The organism is Mangrovimonas sp. CR14 (assembly GCF_011764015.1).
GTDB classification, from domain to species: domain Bacteria; phylum Bacteroidota; class Bacteroidia; order Flavobacteriales; family Flavobacteriaceae; genus Mangrovimonas; species Mangrovimonas futianensis.
Map to the genome: position 1 here is coordinate 704,901 of NZ_JAAFZY010000001.1, position 17,287 is coordinate 722,187.

Here is a 17,287-nt window from a genome sequence, read left to right on the forward strand (position 1 = left end):
ATTCATTCCCTTATTTCTGAAATACTACCGTTGTAAGTGATGGGATCGCGATGGGAACTACTTACGTACATAGTGGCAGATCCTTTACCACTTATGGTTAAATTAATCTGATAATTTTCAGATTTTTCATGGGCCTTAAACTTGATGATGATCCTTTGCTTTTTGTCGTTAAATTCTGTTTCAAAAGAAGTGTCTGTTGACTCAAAACGAATGCCTTCATTAGTAGACCCTGCCATTCTTACAATTCCAAAGTAGGGCAATCTAGCGGTAACGGTATCTTGTTTAACTATTAACTCATTATAGTTTGTAGTAAGGTCAACCCTTCGGCCATTTCTGGTATTTAACCATTGTCCTGTAAACTGAAACTCACCCGATTTCACCAATTTTTTGGTTTGCTCATAGGCAAGCTCTTTTGCTTGTTGTTTCAATTCTTTTTTTGTTTGACTAAATGCTTTAAATGCTGGGTTAGCACAAAGAAAACAAAACAGTAATACCCAATGTTTCATACCAATGTTAATACAGTTTCTAAGATTAACAAGTTACAAAAAAATGAAAGAATTGATTTGAAATTTAAGGAATGAAATCTGGGTTGTTAAGGAAGGTTGGGTCTGATAATGATAGTAAAAAAGCTTTGAGGTCCGCTTTGTCTTGTTCGGTTAATTGCACTCCGCCTTGGTTTACTGTTTTCATAAGTGGATCTACAGTAGGTGAATTTTGAAGACCTTCACTATAGTGATTGATTACTTCATCTAAGGTTGCAAACCTGCCATCGTGCATATAGGGCGCCGTGTAGGCTAAATTTCTGAGTGAGGGTGTTTTGAATTTGCCATTATCGGCAGGATCTCCTGTGATGTCCCCCAAGCCATTATCTGAGAATGTACTGTCTAATGCGTTATTGTGAAAAGCGTTATCAGTCCATAATGGATTGTTTGGATTTCCGTGGCAATGAAAGCAGTCGCCTCGGTCTTCATCCATAAAAACAGCTAAACCATTTTGTTCTTGTGGCGTCAAGCTGGCTGTGCCTAGAAAGTAATTGTCAAATTTTGAGTTGGCAGAAATAAGTGTTCTTTCAAATTGGGCTAAGGCTTTGGTTGCCAAGTTACGGGAGATGGGTGCGTTTCCAAAAGCGGCTTGAAATAACTCGGGGTACTCAGGGTGGTTAATTAATCTGTCTACAACTGTCTCCCATGTATTTGCCATTTCAGTAGGGTCTTCAACTGGTAGGGAGGCTTGATGTTCCAAACCGAAGGAGCGCCCATCCCAAAAAAAATGTTCATCAAAATTCCAAGCCAAATTAAATAACGGCATGGAATTTCTGATTCCTAAATCGCCGTTGACTCCCGTGCTGAAGGTGTTGCTATCTGTAAAACTGTTTTGTGGCATATGGCAGCTTGCGCAAGCTTGTGAAAAATCTAGGGATAGAATTGGGTCAAAGAACAATTTTTTTCCCAAGGCAATGCCTTCTTCCGTTTGTGGATTGTCTGCAGGGATTATAGGATCAATTAATTGATTTTCAAAAATTTGAGGGATGTTCAAGGGTGATGGTGTTGGGCCGGCAGGGATGTCAACATATTCCTCTGAAGAATCATTGGAGCATCCTAAAATGATATAACCTAACAATAATAGCTTGTAAAAAGTTTTCAAGTCAACCTATTTAATTAGTTACCTGTCCTATACTAAATGCAGTGGCTGCATTTTGTTGCATCATTTTTTGGGCATCATAATTTGGCATGAGGGAACTACTATATTGATTTAGGTCCCAAAGGTTAGGGTTTTTGAAAAGTTCGGCCAAATTGAATTGAATTTCGATTTCTGTATTATGGGAAATGAAAATGCTATTTGTAAACTCAAAATTGACAAAGTTTTGCTCAAACTCTGTATCACTTAGTTTAGCCGTCCCATGGTGATAATTGTAAGGGCTCGCAATAGTGGTGTCTACGTTAAACATACCATCCATTTGTAAAAAATGATAGCCACCACCTAGCATTTGAGGCCAATTCCATGATACTGAATTCAATTCCGGATAAGCGCCGTCAATATTGTCCATTTCGTTGAATCCATAAACAAATTTAAGAGTATAGAGGCCTTCTGGTAAAGAGCCCTCGGGACTAAAAAGCGACGTACTGGGGTCTGAAAGATCTACTAATTGGTAATCGTTCAAGATGAAAATATCACCGTCTGCATTTTCAAAAACTATTTTCGAAATCAAATATCTAAGATTAGAAATATTTAAGGTTTCGCCATGAGCATTAGTGAATTGGGTGGTTATTAAATCATCAATGCTTACATCGGTTCCATCCCAATTTTGAGTAAACCTAAATGTAGGAGTTGCCAGATTTGATAGATCAAGGTTATCATCCTTGTCTTCAAAGCAAGAAATTAATAGAAGGCACAGGCAAAAGCTTAATAATCTTTTCATTTGGTTTTTAAAATTAACAAATCTGTAAATCCTTTGTTTTCGGGTATGTCATAATCTGAACTACTTGATTCACCGACAGCAATAATTCTGCCATCATTTAGTTTTACGGCATCATAAAAGTAATCAATTTGTGAACCGCCAATGGACCAAGACTTTAAAACAAGGCCTTCTGGATCTATTTCCATTAACCAAGCGTCATTTTGTCCATTGTTGGTGCTTAAATCACCATTAATGCTCCTTGAACTACCTGAAATAATATAGGTGTTAGAGGTAGTTTTAAAAACAGATCTTCCTGCATCAAACCCTGTACCTCCAAACGATTTTTCCCACATGATATTGCCTTCGGAGCTTATTTTAACAAGCCAAAGATCGGCTGCGCCATGATTTGATGAAACATCTTCATCTTGACTTCTCGTATCGCCCACAATCAAATAGGCACCATCAGTAGTTTTGGTGATGTTTCGAGCTTCATCAATTTCAGATCCGCCAAGTGATTTTTCCCAAATAATGTCGCCATTGGTTTTTGAAATTTTAATGACCCAAAAATCATAGGTCCCCTTATTGCTTGAAATATCTATATCATTACTGTCTGATGAGCCAACCAGAATAAAGGCATTATCATCTGTTTCTACCATGTCATAGGGAGTGTCTGTAAAAGAGCCTCCATAATATTTGCTCCATTCTATATCTCCAAGAGAATTTAGTTTCAAGCCCCAATAATCACCTCCAGCATGCTGTACTTTATTTGTGTTTCCAGCACCTCCCGATGCTGTTACATCCAAGATTCCAGAAATAAAAAGACCACCATCTGTAGTTTCAATAACCGAAAGACCAGTGTCTGTACCAGAGTAGCCAAAAGAATGCTCCCAAAGGATACTGCCCTGAGAATCTAATTTAACCAGCCAATAGTCTTGCAATCCTGCATTTTCGGAAACATCTAAATCACTACTTGATGAATGACCAATAATGGCGTAACCACCATCTGTGGTTTGAATGATTCCATTACCACGGTCATCGCCACTTCCGCCATAAGTTTTGGACCATTCCAACAGGTCAAGGGCATTAAATTTCAACACCCAAAAATCAAAACCTTCTTCGTTCTTGTCTTGAATGTCTCCATCAGCACTTTGGGTATGTCCTAGAATAGCATAACCACCATCCAATGTAGGAATAATGGATTGTCCACTTTCATTTTTTGAGCCCCCCAAGGTTGTAATCTCCAAAGTCTCTTCTAGCACTGGGTCTATCGAAGCTGAATTTTCTTCGGAACACCCAAGGAGAATAAAACTAAGAAGTATAAGAAGTATGGGTAGACCAATTTGCTTCATTTTTTGCTTATTGATGTTTTACAATGAAAAGACCACGATCAATATCGCTTATAATGATGTTACCACTATTGAAAAAGGGGTAAACATTCCATGCTCCATGAAAACCTGTATTATCGTTTTCTGGGTAGGTATCAAAAAATCCTACTTCCGTCATGGATTGTGAGCCTATTCCAGAAATGTCAACAAATCTCACCCCAGCATTGTAATTGGCCAAATAAAACATATTGCCGTTAACATACCCGTTGTGATCTATAGCAGCCGTTGGGCCAAAATAATCGAAGTATAGGTTTGGATTGTCTAAATCTGTGAAATCAAAAATGAGTGTTCTGGTGTTATTCCCGTAGCTCATTTCGTCCATTTCATCTCCAAGTACAAAATAGGTCATGTCGTCAGTAAACCATCCTTGATGCGTATATCCAATGTTGTTGTAAGTTACGGTAGAAATAATGGTTGGGTTTGATTTATCTGTTACATCAACAAGCACCACATTATCTGCATTGCTGCCGATTAAAATTTCATGATTTTGGTAGTCTTGGTCTGGACCATTATAAGATACGACTTGAGCGTCATGTGAATAGCCGTCCCCAGAAAAGCCACCTTCACCTATTGGATTTAAAGGATTTTGAATATTAATAAAATGTGGTCCTCCCGATAAATTGGGCGCATTGGAACCTACGATATAGGCATAACCACTTTCTTCGTTGATTACAATATTGTGAGCTGAACCAAATCCAGAATAATGAGCATCTTCCGTGAATTGTACAGGAGGATTTTCAACATCTCTCAACTTTGTTAAGTCAAACACTTGCATTCCATGGTTTGCTGCTTCACTTACAATAAAGGCATAATTGTTATAAACTTTTACGTCTCTCCAGGAGCTTGTAGAAGATGCTGTTGCCAGCCTTCCTAATAATATAGGTTCTGAAGGGTTTGAAATATCAACAAAAGCGGTGCCATGTGTTGAGCATACGAGAGCGTATTCTTTCCCTGAGATAGGGTCTGTCCAACCCCAAGAGTCATTTCCCTCGGCATTTAAAGCGCCGGCTAACATTTCTATGCTAATATGAGCCATCAAATCATAGGAATTGCAAGGATAAATATCTGCAAATCCATTCTCACAAGGGAATTGTGCGTCATTATTAGATGACGGTGGATTTTCAGGGTTTTCAGGATTTTCAATGGGATTTTCGTCAATAGGGGTTTGATCATTCAGGGGTTCAATGTCATCTTCGTTACAACTAATGAACATGAAAGTGGCACATAACACAGTAGCGATTAAATGGGCTCTTTTCATTTGGGTAAAGCTTTGTTTTTAAATCAGGAGGAAAGATACAAAGCTTTTTCAAATTAGGATAGGTTCTTATATATTCTATTCCAATTAGGTAGTCAAAATCAATATTTTGCATGTTTTCGTGGATTAATTAATCGTAGGGTTTTAATTTTGCAGTATGATTGAAGATAAAAACCAAAGTAAAACAGATTTGGGGCAATTAGGAGAATTTGGATTAATTGACCATTTGACCAAACATTTTGAAATTAAGAATAAATCGTCTATCAAAGGAATTGGGGATGATGCTGCTGTTCTAGATTTTGATAAGAAACAAGTGGTAGTAAGTACCGATATGTTGGTAGAAGGGGTTCATTTTGATCTGGCCTATATGCCTTTGAAACATCTAGGATATAAGGCAGTTATGGTTAACTTGAGCGATATTTATGCCATGAATGCCAAGGCAACTCAGATTACAGTATCGCTTGCTGTTTCCAATAGATTCCCGTTAGAGGCATTAGAGGCGTTATATGCTGGAATTGAAACTGCAGCTAAAATATACAATGTAGATGTCATTGGAGGCGATACAACCTCCTCAACGACAGGATTGATTCTTTCTGTTACTGCTATTGGAGAAGTAGATTCGAAAGATGTGGTTTATAGAAAAGGTGCAAAACCTAATGATTTAATTGTTGTTACCGGAGATTTGGGAGGGGCTTATATGGGACTTCAGGTATTGGAACGAGAAAAGGAAGTGTTTAAAGTGAATCCTCAAAGTCAACCCGATTTAGAACCTTATACATATATCATTGAAAGACAATTGAAACCTGAGGCTAGAAAGGATGTGATTGAGTTATTCAAGTCCTTAGATGTAAAGCCAACTTCAATGATTGATGTGAGTGATGGCTTGTCTTCAGAGACCATGCACCTATGTAAACAAAGCAATGTAGGTTGTGAGCTTTATGAAAACAAAATCCCATTAGATCCGCAAGTTATTTCAACATGCGAAGAGTTTGATATTGATAGTACCACCATAGCGCTCAATGGAGGCGAGGATTATGAGCTTTTGTTTACAATTGATCAAGGTGATTACCCTAAAATTAAAGGAAATCCCAATTTTACTGTTGTTGGTTTTATCAAAGAAAAGGAAGCTGGGATGCAATTAATCACTCGGGGAGGAACGAGCATTGAATTAAAAGCCCAGGGTTGGAATTCTTTTTAGATTTAAGCCGTTAAGCAACGTCGCTTTTTCGCCTTCTTTTTTTTGTGGACATCATTCAAAATGGAATTGATTTCACGGTATTTATCTGTTAATGGCCTGAGATGGCCATTTTCACCGGTGGTCATTTCCTTTTTGCAATGAATGCACTTAAATTCTTTAACATGGGTGGTCACTTCTTTGGTCACTCTGAATTCATGGCCAGCGAAGGAGCAAATAAAATTCTTCATAGCTATACTTTGTTCATAGGACGTGACAAAGTATATAAAAAAAAATCGAAAATTAGAATAAATCGACTAGCAAATTTGGGTTGAAAAGGTTTTTTCTTTTAAACGTAGAAGACGTTTGCTATACATTTCCTCTAGTAAATTATTGATTTCCCTATATTTAGGTGTTAAAATAGTAAGGTTTCCATTGCTATTTGTGGTTAGTTGCTTTTTACAACATTTACAGGTGTATTCGTTGACGTGTTGTGTTACTTTTTTAGACACTTCATAATGATGTCCAAACAAATCACAATACATTCTCGTAATGGAAAATGAACGGTTGGTGTTGACATTTTTATTCATGGCTGTTAGATTTAGTGTCCTAACTTAGGAAAAAATGTCTTTAAAATAGTCAAAACGCATTTAAAAATCGATGAAATGCACCATAAAGTCAGATAAATCTTCCAAATTCTCTATGTAACTCATGTGTCCACCGCTTAATTCCAAAATCTCAACATCCGAATTTTCAAAGAGTTGACGTGTTGATTTTGGATTCATTACAGGGTCATGTTGACCAATAACAATCATTTTCTTGCATTCTAATGATTTAAAAAAGTCAGTGCGGCTAGGTCTTATTTTCATCCCTTCCAATGCGGCTATTATTCCTTGAACGGGCGTTTTTAAGGCCTGTTTTTTAATTTGGAAAATCTCGTTTTGGAAGCGTTCCCTGTTCTCTGGAGCAAATAAATTGGCTACAGACATGCCAACAAACGTCTGTTGGTTATGTTTAACTGCCTTAATAGCTCGATCTCTATTCTGCTTTTTTTCTTCTGAATCTGGTTCTGAAGTTGAATTCACCAACCCTATGCCGTTAACTTTGGAAGGGAATAATTCTGAAAAAGCCAAAGAAACATAGCCTCCCATAGAATGTCCAATAATTACTACGTCCTTAATGTTTAAATGATTTAATAAAGCATTTATAGACTTGGCCATATCTTCCATGGTATGGATATAGCCCAAGCAAGGGGTCTTACCGTGACCGAATAAGTCAATAGCTATCACACGATGTGTTTTGGAAATAACCAATGCAATTTCTTTCCATATCGTAAGGTCTTCCAAGAAACCATGCAGTAGCACGACAGTTTTTCCTTCACCGTTATCCGTATAGTTTATAGCGACATTCTTATAATTATAAATCATCTAAGAGGGTTATAATGCAAAGATAAAGGGTGTTATATTAATTGAGTTGTTTAAAATTAAGATTTTAAATTTTTAATTACTGAAAAGGCGCGATCTACCAAATCGTCTTCAACCAAAACGGTAAATTCGTTGGTAGTAGAAACGACTTCGTATAAAGATATGCCCTCCCAAGCGAGTCTTTTAAATATTTGATAATACAAACCGGGTATTCTTGAATTGTTGACTGGGAGGTTAATGCTAATGGCAGACAAGTTTTTATTGAGACCTATTTGTTTTTCATTTTTAAAACAACTCATTATTTTTTCTGATTGGGAGCTGGAAATAATGATATTGCTTTCTAAGATACCTCTTGTAAAGGCATAGAAAATATTTGGAGAATTATCTATTTGCTCTAAAATTTTTGAATGACTATTTATTAGGGATGGTGAATTCTGAAATGTGAAATCGCTGAGGTCAGAACGTACCGTAATGTCTCCAAGGCTTTTCATAGCTTGTTTCAATTTTGGGGTTGTTCCAATGTTAGAAGGCGCATGATACCTTCTAAGTGCCATCATAATGGCTCCCGATTTGATGTTTTTTTTAAGCATGCTTTCTACTTGGGGTTTTAATTCCTCTGCTAAAGCAGAAAAGTTTACGATATTTCTATGGAGCGCTTCTTCCAAAAAGGGTTGGTTAGCCAAAATTTCTTCCACACAAGATGCTGTTGTTTTCATTTTGTTAAATAATTAACATTATGTGCAAAATTAGACTAAATTTTTTATTTATAATGTTTATTAGGAGTTCGATGAATAATTTAGCGCCATTAAATTACTAGAAACCATGTTGGTACTTAAATTTGGAGGAACGTCTGTTGGGTCTGTTGAGAACATGTCCCATGTTAAAGACATCATTAATGATGGACAGCAAAAAGTGGTTGTACTGTCTGCTATGTCTGGCACAACCAATGCGCTGGTTGAAATTTCAAATGCATTAAAAGGTGGGAATTCTTCATTAGCACTTTCACTTATCGATGCTTTAAGATCCAAATACATCGAAGTTATTTCTCATTTGTTTGAAGATGAGATGTTGGCTGTAGAAAGCGAACAATACGTTCGTTGGATTTTTAAAAACATTCAAGACTGTGCCCAAGAATTTTATACAGAGAGATCCTATAATCAAATTGTGGCTCAAGGAGAATTCCTTTCGACCTTTTTGTTTAGTAGGTTTTTACAACAGGAAGGAATCAATGCTCAATTAATTTCGGCGTTGGATTTCATGAGAATCGATAGAACCAATGAGCCTGACATGTTTTATATCAAACAAAATTTGAATAGAATTTTGACTGAAACGGAACCGGCCGATATCTATATTACACAAGGATTTATTTGTTTGGATGCTGAGGGTTATGTAGCGAACCTACAACGTGGCGGAAGTGATTATACTGCAACTATTATTGGTGCGGCAATTAAGGCTACAGAAGTTCAAATTTGGACAGATATTGATGGATTCCATAATAATGACCCTAGACATGTGCCTGACACACATGCCATTTCCAATTTGTCATTTGATGAAGCAGCTGAGCTCGCCTATTTCGGGGCTAAAATCTTGCATCCCCAAACAGTGATGCCAGTTCGTGATCTGGATATTCCAGTCAGGCTAAAAAATACCATGGAACCAAAAGCGTATGGTACATTGATTACCAATGAAATTCATGGAGAAGGTATAAAAGCTATTGCGGCCAAAGATGATATCACGGCTATTAAAATCAAATCTGGTAGAATGCTTTTAGCTCATGGGTTTTTGAAAAAAGTTTTTGAGGTTTTTGAGAAATATGAAACCTCTATTGACATGATAACTACATCAGAAATCGCTGTGTCACTAACGATTGATGATATCACCTATATACGTGAAATTGTAGAAGAACTTAGTAAGTTAGGTTCTGTTGAAGTAGATAGTTATAGAACTATTGTTTGTTTGGTAGGAAATAATATCGTGTATCACCCAGATACCCCTAAATTATTCCAAATCATGCAGGATGTCAACGTGAGAATGATAGCTTACGGAGGAAGTAACAACAACATATCCCTTTTAATCAATACAAGCGATAAATTAGAGACCTTAAGGAAACTAAATCGTTATGTATTTGAACCTGAATTAGTATAGGTTCTGAATTAAGTGAAAAAAAAGGATGGTTTTTAAACCATCCTTTTTTGATTTATGAATTCATCAAGGCTTCGATTTCTTCGACCTCAATTGGAATATTCTTCATAAGGTTTAAGGGCTCTCCTTTTTCTTGGACAACGACATCGTCCTCTAGACGAATTCCAAACCCTTCATCAGGGATATAAATTCCTGGTTCTACGGTGAAAACCATATTGGCTTTCATAGGTTCGGTTAAAATACCATAATCATGTGTGTCTAATCCCATGTGGTGACTGGTCCCATGCATGAAGTACTTCTTGTAAGCAGGCCAATCAGGGTTCTCATTTTGAACATCTGCCTTATCCAGCAATCCAAGTCCCAAAAGTTCAGAGGTCATAATTTTTCCAACTTCTACATGGTAATCGGCCCATAATGTTCCTGGTACCAATAATTTGGTTGCCTCATCCTTTACTCTCAAAACCGCATTGTAAACGGCTTTTTGTCTGTCAGTGAATTTTCCATTGACAGGGATGGTTCTGCTTAGGTCACTTGAATAATTGGCATATTCAGCAGCCGTATCAAATAGAATTAAATCACCATTCTGGCATTGCTTATTATTTTCTATATAATGCAAAACATTGGCATTGTTTCCAGATGCAATAATGGGTGTATAGGCAAAACCTTTGGATCGGTTTCTTAAAAATTCATGCATCATTTCTGCCTCAATTTCATACTCCCAAACCCCTGGTTTAACAAAACCTAAAATTCTTCTAAAAGCCTTTTCTGTAATATCACAGGCTTCTTGAATCAAAGCGATTTCTACAGGATCTTTTACAGAACGCAACCTTTGTAAAATAGGATTGCTTTTAGCTTCAGAATGGGCAGGGAACTTTTCTTTTAACCATTTATTGAATCGGTCCTCACGTGTTTGAGTTTCAATACTAGCTCTGTAGTGCTCATTAGTATTGATGTAAACCGTTTCACTTTGAGACATTAGTTCTTTAAAAATTCTCTCAAATTCTGAAAGCCAATAAACCGTTTTGATGCCCGAGGTTTCAAGCGCTTTTTCCTTGGTTAATTTTTCACCTTCCCAAACAGCAATATGATCATTAGTTTCTCTTAAAAATAAAATTTCACGGTGATTTTCTTTGGGGCAATCTGGAAATAAAACCAAGATGCTTTCTTCTTGATCAACGCCGCTTAAGTAAAAAATATTACGATCTTGTTGAAATGGCATGGTGCTATCCGCACCTATGGGATAAATATCATTAGAGTTGAAAACCGCCAAACTGTTTGGTTTCATCTCAGATGTGAATTTTTTACGATTTCGAACGAAAAGCTGACTGTCTATAGGTAAGTATTTCATTTTTTAATTATTTTTTCCAAAGGTACTTAAACGCTTAATGTCATAAAAAAAATGGAAGCCAAACTTATCTTAAGGCCTTATGTTTTTTCAAGATTCAAGATTTATAATTGCTAATTGTTTAAAATCATTCTAAATACTTATTTAAAGTGACATAGATTTTCCTAAATTGTAGCGGTAGTATATCTTTGTGGGTATTTAAATTAAACTACAAAAATGAGCGGAATCTTTCATTCTTCGATCGGAAGAAAATTTGCCATGGCTCTCTCGGCTTTCTTCCTAATGATTTTCTTATTACTACATTTTTCTGTAAACTTAGTTTCCGTATTCAGTGAAGATGCCTTCAATCAAGCATCCCATTTTATGGGTACAAATCCATTGGTGCAGTTCTTAATGCAGCCAATCTTGATTTTAGGTGTTATTTTTCACTTTGTAATGGGCTTTGTTTTGGAGTTAAGAAACAAAAATGCACGTAGCATTAGTTACGCCAAGAACAATGGTGGGGCAAATTCTACTTGGATGAGCCGTAATATGATTTATAGCGGATTGGCAATTCTTGCCTTTTTGGTGCTTCACTTTATTGATTTCTGGTTGCCAGAGATTAATACGAAGTTCATTCAGGGAGATATTTCTGGTCTCAATATTGATGGCAATTTTAGATATTACGAAGAGCTAGTTCATAAGTTTGAAAACCCATTACGAGTTGGAGCTTATGTGATTGCTTTTGTGTTCTTGTGCCTACACTTGTTGCACGGATTTATGTCGGCTTTCCAATCAGTTGGAGCTAATAATAAATACACAAAAGCGTTACAAGGATTTGGAAAGGCGTATGCCATTATTCTTCCAGTAGGATTTATTTTCATCGCATTATTCCATCATTTTAGTCACTAAAAAATTCTAATATGGCTTTAGATTCAAAAGTACCAAAGGGGCCCATTAAAGATAAGTGGACCACTTATAAAGATAAAATCAATTTAGTTAACCCAGCAAACAAGCGTCATATTGATGTGATTGTGGTTGGAACAGGATTGGCAGGTGGTTCCGCCGCTGCAACCTTGGCAGAATTAGGGTATAATGTAAAAGCATTTGCTTATCAAGATTCACCACGTCGTGCGCACTCCATTGCGGCACAAGGGGGGATTAATGCTGCTAAAAATTACCAAGGTGATGGTGATTCAACTTACAGGTTGTTTTATGATACTGTAAAAGGAGGAGATTATCGTTCTCGTGAGGCTAATGTATATCGTTTGGCTGAAGTATCTGCTAACATTATCGACCAGTGTGTGGCCCAAGGGGTTCCATTTGCTCGTGATTATGGCGGACTTTTAGATAACCGTTCATTTGGTGGTGTTTTGGTATCTCGTACCTTTTATGCCAAAGGTCAAACTGGTCAGCAGCTTTTATTAGGTGCCTATTCAGCGATGAACCGACAAATTGCTCGTGGTAAGATTGAAATGTATAACCGCCATGAAATGTTGGATGTTGTTGTTGTTGATGGAAAGGCTAGAGGAATTATTGCCCGTAATTTGGTGACTGGAGAAATTGAAAGACATTCAGCGCATGCTGTTGTGATAGCCTCAGGGGGTTATGGAAATGTTTATTTCCTATCCACCAATGCTATGGGAAGTAACGCCACTGCAGCTTGGAAAATACATAAAAAAGGCGCTTATTTCGCTAACCCATGTTATACACAAATACACCCAACTTGTATTCCACGTTCAGGAGACTACCAGTCTAAATTGACTTTGATGTCTGAGTCCCTTCGTAATGATGGACGTATCTGGGTACCTAAACACATGGACGATGTTATGGCTATTCGTGAAGGTCGTAAAAAGCCAACCGATTTATCCGAAGACGAAAGAGATTACTACTTAGAGCGTCGTTATCCGGCGTTTGGAAACTTAGTACCTCGTGACGTAGCTTCCCGTGCTGCTAAAGAGCGTTGTGATGCTGGTTATGGTGTAAATGCAACTGGAGAAGCTGTTTATTTGGATTTTGCTTCAGCTATCGAGCGCTACGGTAAGGAGCAGGCTAAAATTCACAATATTAAAGATGCTTCTAAAGCAAAAATTACCGAGCTAGGAGAAAAAATCGTTGAAGCGAAATACGGGAACTTATTCCAGATGTATGAGAAAATCGTTGATGAGAATCCATACAAAACGCCAATGATGATTTATCCAGCTACCCACTATACTATGGGTGGTGTTTGGGTTGATTACAACTTGATGACTACCATTCCAGGATGTTATTGCATTGGGGAAGCGAACTTCTCAGATCACGGTGCAAACAGACTAGGAGCCTCAGCTTTGATGCAAGGTTTGGCCGATGGTTACTTTGTATTGCCATACACTATTGGAGATTATTTGGCGGATGACATTCGTACAGGAAAAATTTCAACGGAAACCAAAGAATTTGATGAAGCTGAAAAAGCGGTTAAAGATCGCATCGATTTCTTCATTAATAACAATGGAACCAAATCTGTAGACCATTTCCACAAGCGACTAGGAAAAGTGATGTGGGATAAAGTTGGAATGGCTAGAAACGAACAAGGTTTAAAAGAAGCTATGGCTGAGATTAAGCAAATTCGTGAGGAATTCTGGAAAGAGGTCAAAGTGCCTGGAGGTGCTAGTGAAATGAATCCGGAATTGGAAAAAGCAGGACGTGTGGCCGACTTTTTGGAACTAGGTGAATTATTCGCTAAGGATGCCTTAATGAGAGAAGAGTCTTGTGGAGGTCACTTTAGAGAAGAGTCTGTTGAAGAAAGTGGTGAGCAAAAAGGAGAAGCTAAACGTAATGACCAAGATTTTGCTTTTGTAGCAGCTTGGGAATATAAAGGAGAGCCTGCTGATGCCGTTTTACACAAAGAACAATTGGAATTTAAAGATATTGAACTAAAACAACGTTCATACAAATAAGATAGACATTATGAATTTAACACTTAAAATTTGGAGACAGAAAGACTCAAATACTAAGGGTCAAATGGTCGATTATAAAGTTAATGATATTTCAGAACACATGTCTTTTCTTGAAATGATGGATGTTTTGAACGAGCAATTGGTAAACTCAGGTGAAGAGCCTGTCGCATTTGACCATGATTGCCGTGAAGGAATTTGCGGTATGTGTTCGCTTTATATCAATGGGGAGGCACATGGACCAGATCGTGGTGTAACAACCTGTCAATTGCATATGCGTATGTTTAATGATGGCGATACTATTACCATCGAGCCATGGAGAGCTACAGCATTTCCAGTAATTAAAGACTTGGTTGTTGACAGAACAGCTTTTGAGCGTATTCAACAAGCGGGAGGATATATTTCAGTAAATACCTCTGGTAACACTCAGGATGCCAATGCGATTCCTATTTCAAAGGAAGCGGCAGATGAGGCTATGGATGCCGCTACCTGTATTGGTTGTGGTGCTTGTGTGGCAAGTTGTAAAAACTCGAGTGCTATGTTATTTGTTGGAGCCAAAGTATCTCAATATGCGTTGTTACCACAAGGCCAAGTTGAAGCTACAGAACGTGTATTAAACATGGTTAAACAGATGGATGAAGAAGGATTCGGAAACTGTACAAATACTGGAGCATGTGAAGTGGAATGTCCAAAAGGAATTTCTTTAGAGAATATTGCACGTATGAACCGGGAGTATTTAAAGGCTTCCTTGAAAGGCTAATATTTAGATTTAAAATATTACAGAAATATGAATTCTCCCAAGTGAAAGCTTGGGAGTTTTTGTCTATAGTCAACAGATGACCTCATGAAAGACCCAAATAACTTTTATCAACAGCAATTAAAAATCCATCAGCAAAGCGTTGAAACACTCAACAAACAAATGTATGTTTTGAGTATGTTGAGGTTAACCGTGTTTTTATTGACCGTTGCAGGGGTTTATTTCTTTTTTGAAAACTTGCCATTGGCAGGCGTAATTTTCTTGGTTGGAAGCACTTTGTTCGGTTTGCTTCTTTTAAAGTACATGCGCATTAAAAGAAAGCGGAATCTTCACAAGGCTCTTGTAGGAATTAATGAGGAAGAATTGGAAATAGGTAAAGGCAAATTTCATCATCGGGATCAAGGAATACGCTTTAATGATGACTTTCATGAGTATGCCTATGACATAGATTTATTTGGTAAGGGATCCTTTTTTCAATTTATTAACCGAACACGTCTGGAAGAGGGAAGTGAAACCCTAGCTCATTTGTTAAAAGCTAATGATGTTGAGAATATTATTTCCAAACAACAGGCGATTCAGGAATTAGATAAGAAGGCTGAATGGCGACAGGAATTTGCAGCCATCGCCTCTTTAATTAAGGTTGAGGTTCCTGCCAACCAAATTTTAAAATGGTTAAAGGAGCATCAAAGCTTTGTACCAGCCATGATGAGGTGGTTTCCAACTGTTTTTGCGTTGGGCTCTATAAGTTTACTTGTTTGGTCGGCTTATGATTATAGCCATTTGACTTTTTTTGGATATTGGTTAATGTTAGGACTAGGGATTACAGGGAAATATTTGAAGAAAATAAATGTCTTAGCTTCCAATTCTGATAAGGTAAAGGAAACTTTTAGGCAGTATGCATTGCTTCTAAATAAGATAGAAAATGAATCTTTTTCATCTGAAATGCTTCTGGCCAAACAACAGCAAATTCAAAGCCACCAAGAAAAGGCTTCGGCTATTTTTAGTCAATTTTCCAAACACTTGGATGCCTTAGATAATCGAAATAACATGATAGGCGCCATTTTTGGAAATGGATTGTTTTTGACCGATCTTAAAAATAGTTATAAGATTGAAAAATGGATTCATCAATATCACCAAACAGTGGCTCATTGGTTTGAAGCGGTAACGTTTTTTGACGCTTATAATTCCTTAGGAAATTTTGCTTTCAATCATCCAAGTTATGTGTATCCAGAGATTGTAGATAATAGGTCTTGTATTAAGGCTGAGGCTCTTGGTCATCCTTTATTGCTAGCGCAGAAACGCGTTGATAGCGATCTTGAAATAAATCAGGAACAATTTTTTATAGTCACTGGTGCTAACATGGCTGGGAAGAGTACCTTTTTAAGAACCGTTTCACTTCATATCGTAATGGCCAATATGGGTTTGCCAGTTTGTGCCAAATCTAGCCAGTACCATCCGGTTAAATTGATAACCAGTATGCGAACCAGTGATTCTTTAACCGATGATAGTTCCTATTTCTTTTCCGAACTTACTAGATTGAAGTTTATTGTGGATGCCATTAAAGAGCAGCCCTATTTTATTATCCTGGATGAAATTTTGAAAGGGACCAATAGTACTGATAAGGCTATTGGCTCTAAAAAGTTTGTTGAGAAATTGGTGGCTTCAGATGCTACTGGTATTATCGCAACACATGACCTTAGCTTGTGTGAGATTGAAAAGGATTTGGAGCCGGTTAAAAACTATTATTTTGATGCCCAAATCATCAATGAAGAACTCTTTTTTGATTACAAACTGAAAAAGGGAATCTGTCAAAATATGAACGCCAGTTTTTTATTGAAGAAGATGGAGATTGTGTAGTTTTATAGAAAAGGCTAAATTTAATTTTGAACCACTTATTATGAAATTAATTATTAGGGGCTTTTTATTTTTTATTGGCTTCACAGCAATATCTTATTCTCAATCTAATTCCAAAAAAATTGCGAATTATATTTGTTTAACTCCTACTATGCTGGATCAGCAAATGGCTCAAAAAAAATATGAGTTAGACTTGCCCGAAAATTGGTGTGCTTACCTAGGTTTTCACGATATCTTATCTTTTTCACCTAAAACTGTATTTAGATTAGATGAAAACTATTACCAAAATTACCTAACAGTGGCTTGCTATGATAACGCGACTTATAAAAGTAATGATGTTGAGGAATCTTTGAAAAAACATGTTTTCGGCTTAAATGGAGGCTCCATTTATAATCCGAAAATTTCTTCAGCGGAACATGGTATTTATGGTAAATATTATATTATCTATCAAAATTCTATTCAGCAAGGTGAAAAAGTAGTTAGGTTGAAGGTTTTATTTAATTATCTTGGACAAGATTATATTCTGAGTTACCAAGTTTTAAGTTCTAATTTTGATAAAAGTTTAGACGATATAAATGCTATAATAGATTCCTTTAAAATTAAAGAATAGCAGGCTCCTCTTATTCTTGCCAGAAATTGTA

Annotated in this window: 17 protein-coding genes; 7 read left to right on the plus strand and 10 right to left on the minus strand. The window is 36.9% G+C overall.

The window, feature by feature from the left end:
- Positions 1-2: 2 nt before the first annotated feature.
- The 5 genes from GZ212_RS03080 to GZ212_RS03100 form a co-directional block, all read right to left on the minus strand.
- Positions 3-428: a DUF4251 domain-containing protein gene (locus GZ212_RS03080; protein ID WP_206080367.1), complete on the minus strand. Its 426-nt coding sequence runs from the start codon at positions 426-428 to the stop codon at positions 3-5.
- Between the two features lie 142 nt (positions 429-570).
- Positions 571-1,644, minus strand: a complete 1,074-nt coding sequence (locus GZ212_RS03085) for a cytochrome-c peroxidase (protein WP_166957165.1) — start codon at positions 1,642-1,644, stop codon at positions 571-573.
- 10 nt (positions 1,645-1,654) lie between these two features.
- Positions 1,655-2,419: an MbnP family protein gene (locus GZ212_RS03090; RefSeq protein WP_166957167.1), complete on the minus strand. Its 765-nt coding sequence runs from the start codon at positions 2,417-2,419 to the stop codon at positions 1,655-1,657.
- Positions 2,416-3,747, minus strand: a complete 1,332-nt coding sequence (locus tag GZ212_RS03095) for a hypothetical protein (protein ID WP_166957169.1) — start codon at positions 3,745-3,747, stop codon at positions 2,416-2,418. The genes GZ212_RS03090 and GZ212_RS03095 overlap by 4 nt, the downstream gene beginning before the upstream one ends.
- Positions 3,748-3,754: 7 nt before the next feature.
- Complete coding sequence (locus GZ212_RS03100; protein ID WP_166957171.1) at positions 3,755-5,041, minus strand: choice-of-anchor B family protein; 1,287 nt, start codon at positions 5,039-5,041, stop codon at positions 3,755-3,757.
- Between the two features lie 154 nt (positions 5,042-5,195).
- Here GZ212_RS03100 and thiL point away from each other — a divergent pair, with 154 nt between their 5' ends.
- Positions 5,196-6,236: a thiamine-phosphate kinase gene (gene thiL / locus GZ212_RS03105; RefSeq protein WP_166957172.1), complete on the plus strand. Its 1,041-nt coding sequence runs from the start codon at positions 5,196-5,198 to the stop codon at positions 6,234-6,236.
- Positions 6,237-6,238: 2 nt separating this feature from the next.
- On the opposite strand, the gene GZ212_RS03110 is transcribed toward thiL, so the two are convergent.
- The 4 genes from GZ212_RS03110 to GZ212_RS03125 all read right to left on the minus strand — a co-directional run bounded on the left by GZ212_RS03110 (position 6,239) and on the right by GZ212_RS03125 (position 8,352).
- Positions 6,239-6,463, minus strand: coding sequence for a hypothetical protein (locus tag GZ212_RS03110; RefSeq protein WP_166957173.1), 225 nt, complete (start codon positions 6,461-6,463; stop codon positions 6,239-6,241).
- Between the two features lie 66 nt (positions 6,464-6,529).
- Positions 6,530-6,802 carry a hypothetical protein gene (locus GZ212_RS03115; RefSeq protein ID WP_053971023.1) on the minus strand — a complete coding sequence of 91 codons (273 nt, stop codon included), beginning with the start codon at positions 6,800-6,802 and terminating at the stop codon, positions 6,530-6,532.
- 60 nt (positions 6,803-6,862) lie between these two features.
- Positions 6,863-7,639 carry an alpha/beta fold hydrolase gene (locus GZ212_RS03120; RefSeq protein WP_166957174.1) on the minus strand — a complete coding sequence of 259 codons (777 nt, stop codon included), beginning with the start codon at positions 7,637-7,639 and terminating at the stop codon, positions 6,863-6,865.
- A gap of 56 nt (positions 7,640-7,695) precedes the next feature.
- The gene (locus GZ212_RS03125; RefSeq protein ID WP_053971025.1) at positions 7,696-8,352 is read right to left on the minus strand and encodes a hypothetical protein; all 657 of its coding nucleotides are present in this window, start codon (positions 8,350-8,352) and stop codon (positions 7,696-7,698) included.
- A gap of 106 nt (positions 8,353-8,458) precedes the next feature.
- Here GZ212_RS03125 and GZ212_RS03130 point away from each other — a divergent pair, with 106 nt between their 5' ends.
- On the plus strand, positions 8,459-9,781 hold the full coding sequence (locus GZ212_RS03130; protein ID WP_166957175.1) for an aspartate kinase: 1,323 nt from the start codon (positions 8,459-8,461) through the stop codon (positions 9,779-9,781).
- A 52-nt stretch (positions 9,782-9,833) separates the two neighbouring features.
- Here GZ212_RS03130 and GZ212_RS03135 read toward each other — a convergent pair whose 3' ends face one another.
- Positions 9,834-11,126, minus strand: coding sequence for an aminopeptidase P family protein (locus GZ212_RS03135; protein WP_166957176.1), 1,293 nt, complete (start codon positions 11,124-11,126; stop codon positions 9,834-9,836).
- A 213-nt stretch (positions 11,127-11,339) separates the two neighbouring features.
- Between GZ212_RS03135 and GZ212_RS03140 the strand changes: the two genes are divergently transcribed.
- From GZ212_RS03140 to GZ212_RS03160, 5 genes are all read left to right on the plus strand, one after another.
- Positions 11,340-12,014, plus strand: coding sequence for a succinate dehydrogenase cytochrome b subunit (locus GZ212_RS03140; protein WP_053971028.1), 675 nt, complete (start codon positions 11,340-11,342; stop codon positions 12,012-12,014).
- An 11-nt stretch (positions 12,015-12,025) separates the two neighbouring features.
- Complete coding sequence (locus tag GZ212_RS03145) at positions 12,026-14,038, plus strand: fumarate reductase/succinate dehydrogenase flavoprotein subunit (RefSeq protein WP_053971029.1); 2,013 nt, start codon at positions 12,026-12,028, stop codon at positions 14,036-14,038.
- 1 nt (position 14,039) lies between these two features.
- Positions 14,040-14,795 carry a succinate dehydrogenase/fumarate reductase iron-sulfur subunit gene (locus GZ212_RS03150; protein ID WP_157492083.1) on the plus strand — a complete coding sequence of 252 codons (756 nt, stop codon included), beginning with the start codon at positions 14,040-14,042 and terminating at the stop codon, positions 14,793-14,795.
- A gap of 84 nt (positions 14,796-14,879) precedes the next feature.
- Positions 14,880-16,649 (plus strand): DNA mismatch repair protein MutS, encoded by a 1,770-nt coding sequence (locus tag GZ212_RS03155; protein WP_166957177.1) that lies wholly within the window; start codon positions 14,880-14,882, stop codon positions 16,647-16,649.
- Positions 16,650-16,689: 40 nt separating this feature from the next.
- On the plus strand, positions 16,690-17,256 hold the full coding sequence (locus GZ212_RS03160) for a hypothetical protein (RefSeq protein WP_166957179.1): 567 nt from the start codon (positions 16,690-16,692) through the stop codon (positions 17,254-17,256).
- Positions 17,257-17,287: the final 31 nt, after the last annotated feature.

Coding starts and splice junctions, on each gene's coding strand:
- GZ212_RS03090 (WP_166957167.1), bottom strand. CDS start 2,419: ATGAAAAGATTATTAAGCTTTTGCCTGTGCCTTCTATTAATTTCTTGC.
- GZ212_RS03095 (WP_166957169.1), bottom strand. CDS start 3,747: ATGAAGCAAATTGGTCTACCCATACTTCTTATACTTCTTAGTTTTATT.
- GZ212_RS03100 (WP_166957171.1), bottom strand. CDS start 5,041: ATGAAAAGAGCCCATTTAATCGCTACTGTGTTATGTGCCACTTTCATG.
- thiL (WP_166957172.1), top strand. CDS start 5,196: ATGATTGAAGATAAAAACCAAAGTAAAACAGATTTGGGGCAATTAGGA.
- GZ212_RS03110 (WP_166957173.1), bottom strand. CDS start 6,463: ATGAAGAATTTTATTTGCTCCTTCGCTGGCCATGAATTCAGAGTGACC.
- GZ212_RS03115 (WP_053971023.1), bottom strand. CDS start 6,802: ATGAATAAAAATGTCAACACCAACCGTTCATTTTCCATTACGAGAATG.
- GZ212_RS03120 (WP_166957174.1), bottom strand. CDS start 7,639: ATGATTTATAATTATAAGAATGTCGCTATAAACTATACGGATAACGGT.
- GZ212_RS03125 (WP_053971025.1), bottom strand. CDS start 8,352: ATGAAAACAACAGCATCTTGTGTGGAAGAAATTTTGGCTAACCAACCC.
- GZ212_RS03130 (WP_166957175.1), top strand. CDS start 8,459: ATGTTGGTACTTAAATTTGGAGGAACGTCTGTTGGGTCTGTTGAGAAC.
- GZ212_RS03135 (WP_166957176.1), bottom strand. CDS start 11,126: ATGAAATACTTACCTATAGACAGTCAGCTTTTCGTTCGAAATCGTAAA.
- GZ212_RS03140 (WP_053971028.1), top strand. CDS start 11,340: ATGAGCGGAATCTTTCATTCTTCGATCGGAAGAAAATTTGCCATGGCT.
- GZ212_RS03145 (WP_053971029.1), top strand. CDS start 12,026: ATGGCTTTAGATTCAAAAGTACCAAAGGGGCCCATTAAAGATAAGTGG.
- GZ212_RS03155 (WP_166957177.1), top strand. CDS start 14,880: ATGAAAGACCCAAATAACTTTTATCAACAGCAATTAAAAATCCATCAG.
- GZ212_RS03160 (WP_166957179.1), top strand. CDS start 16,690: ATGAAATTAATTATTAGGGGCTTTTTATTTTTTATTGGCTTCACAGCA.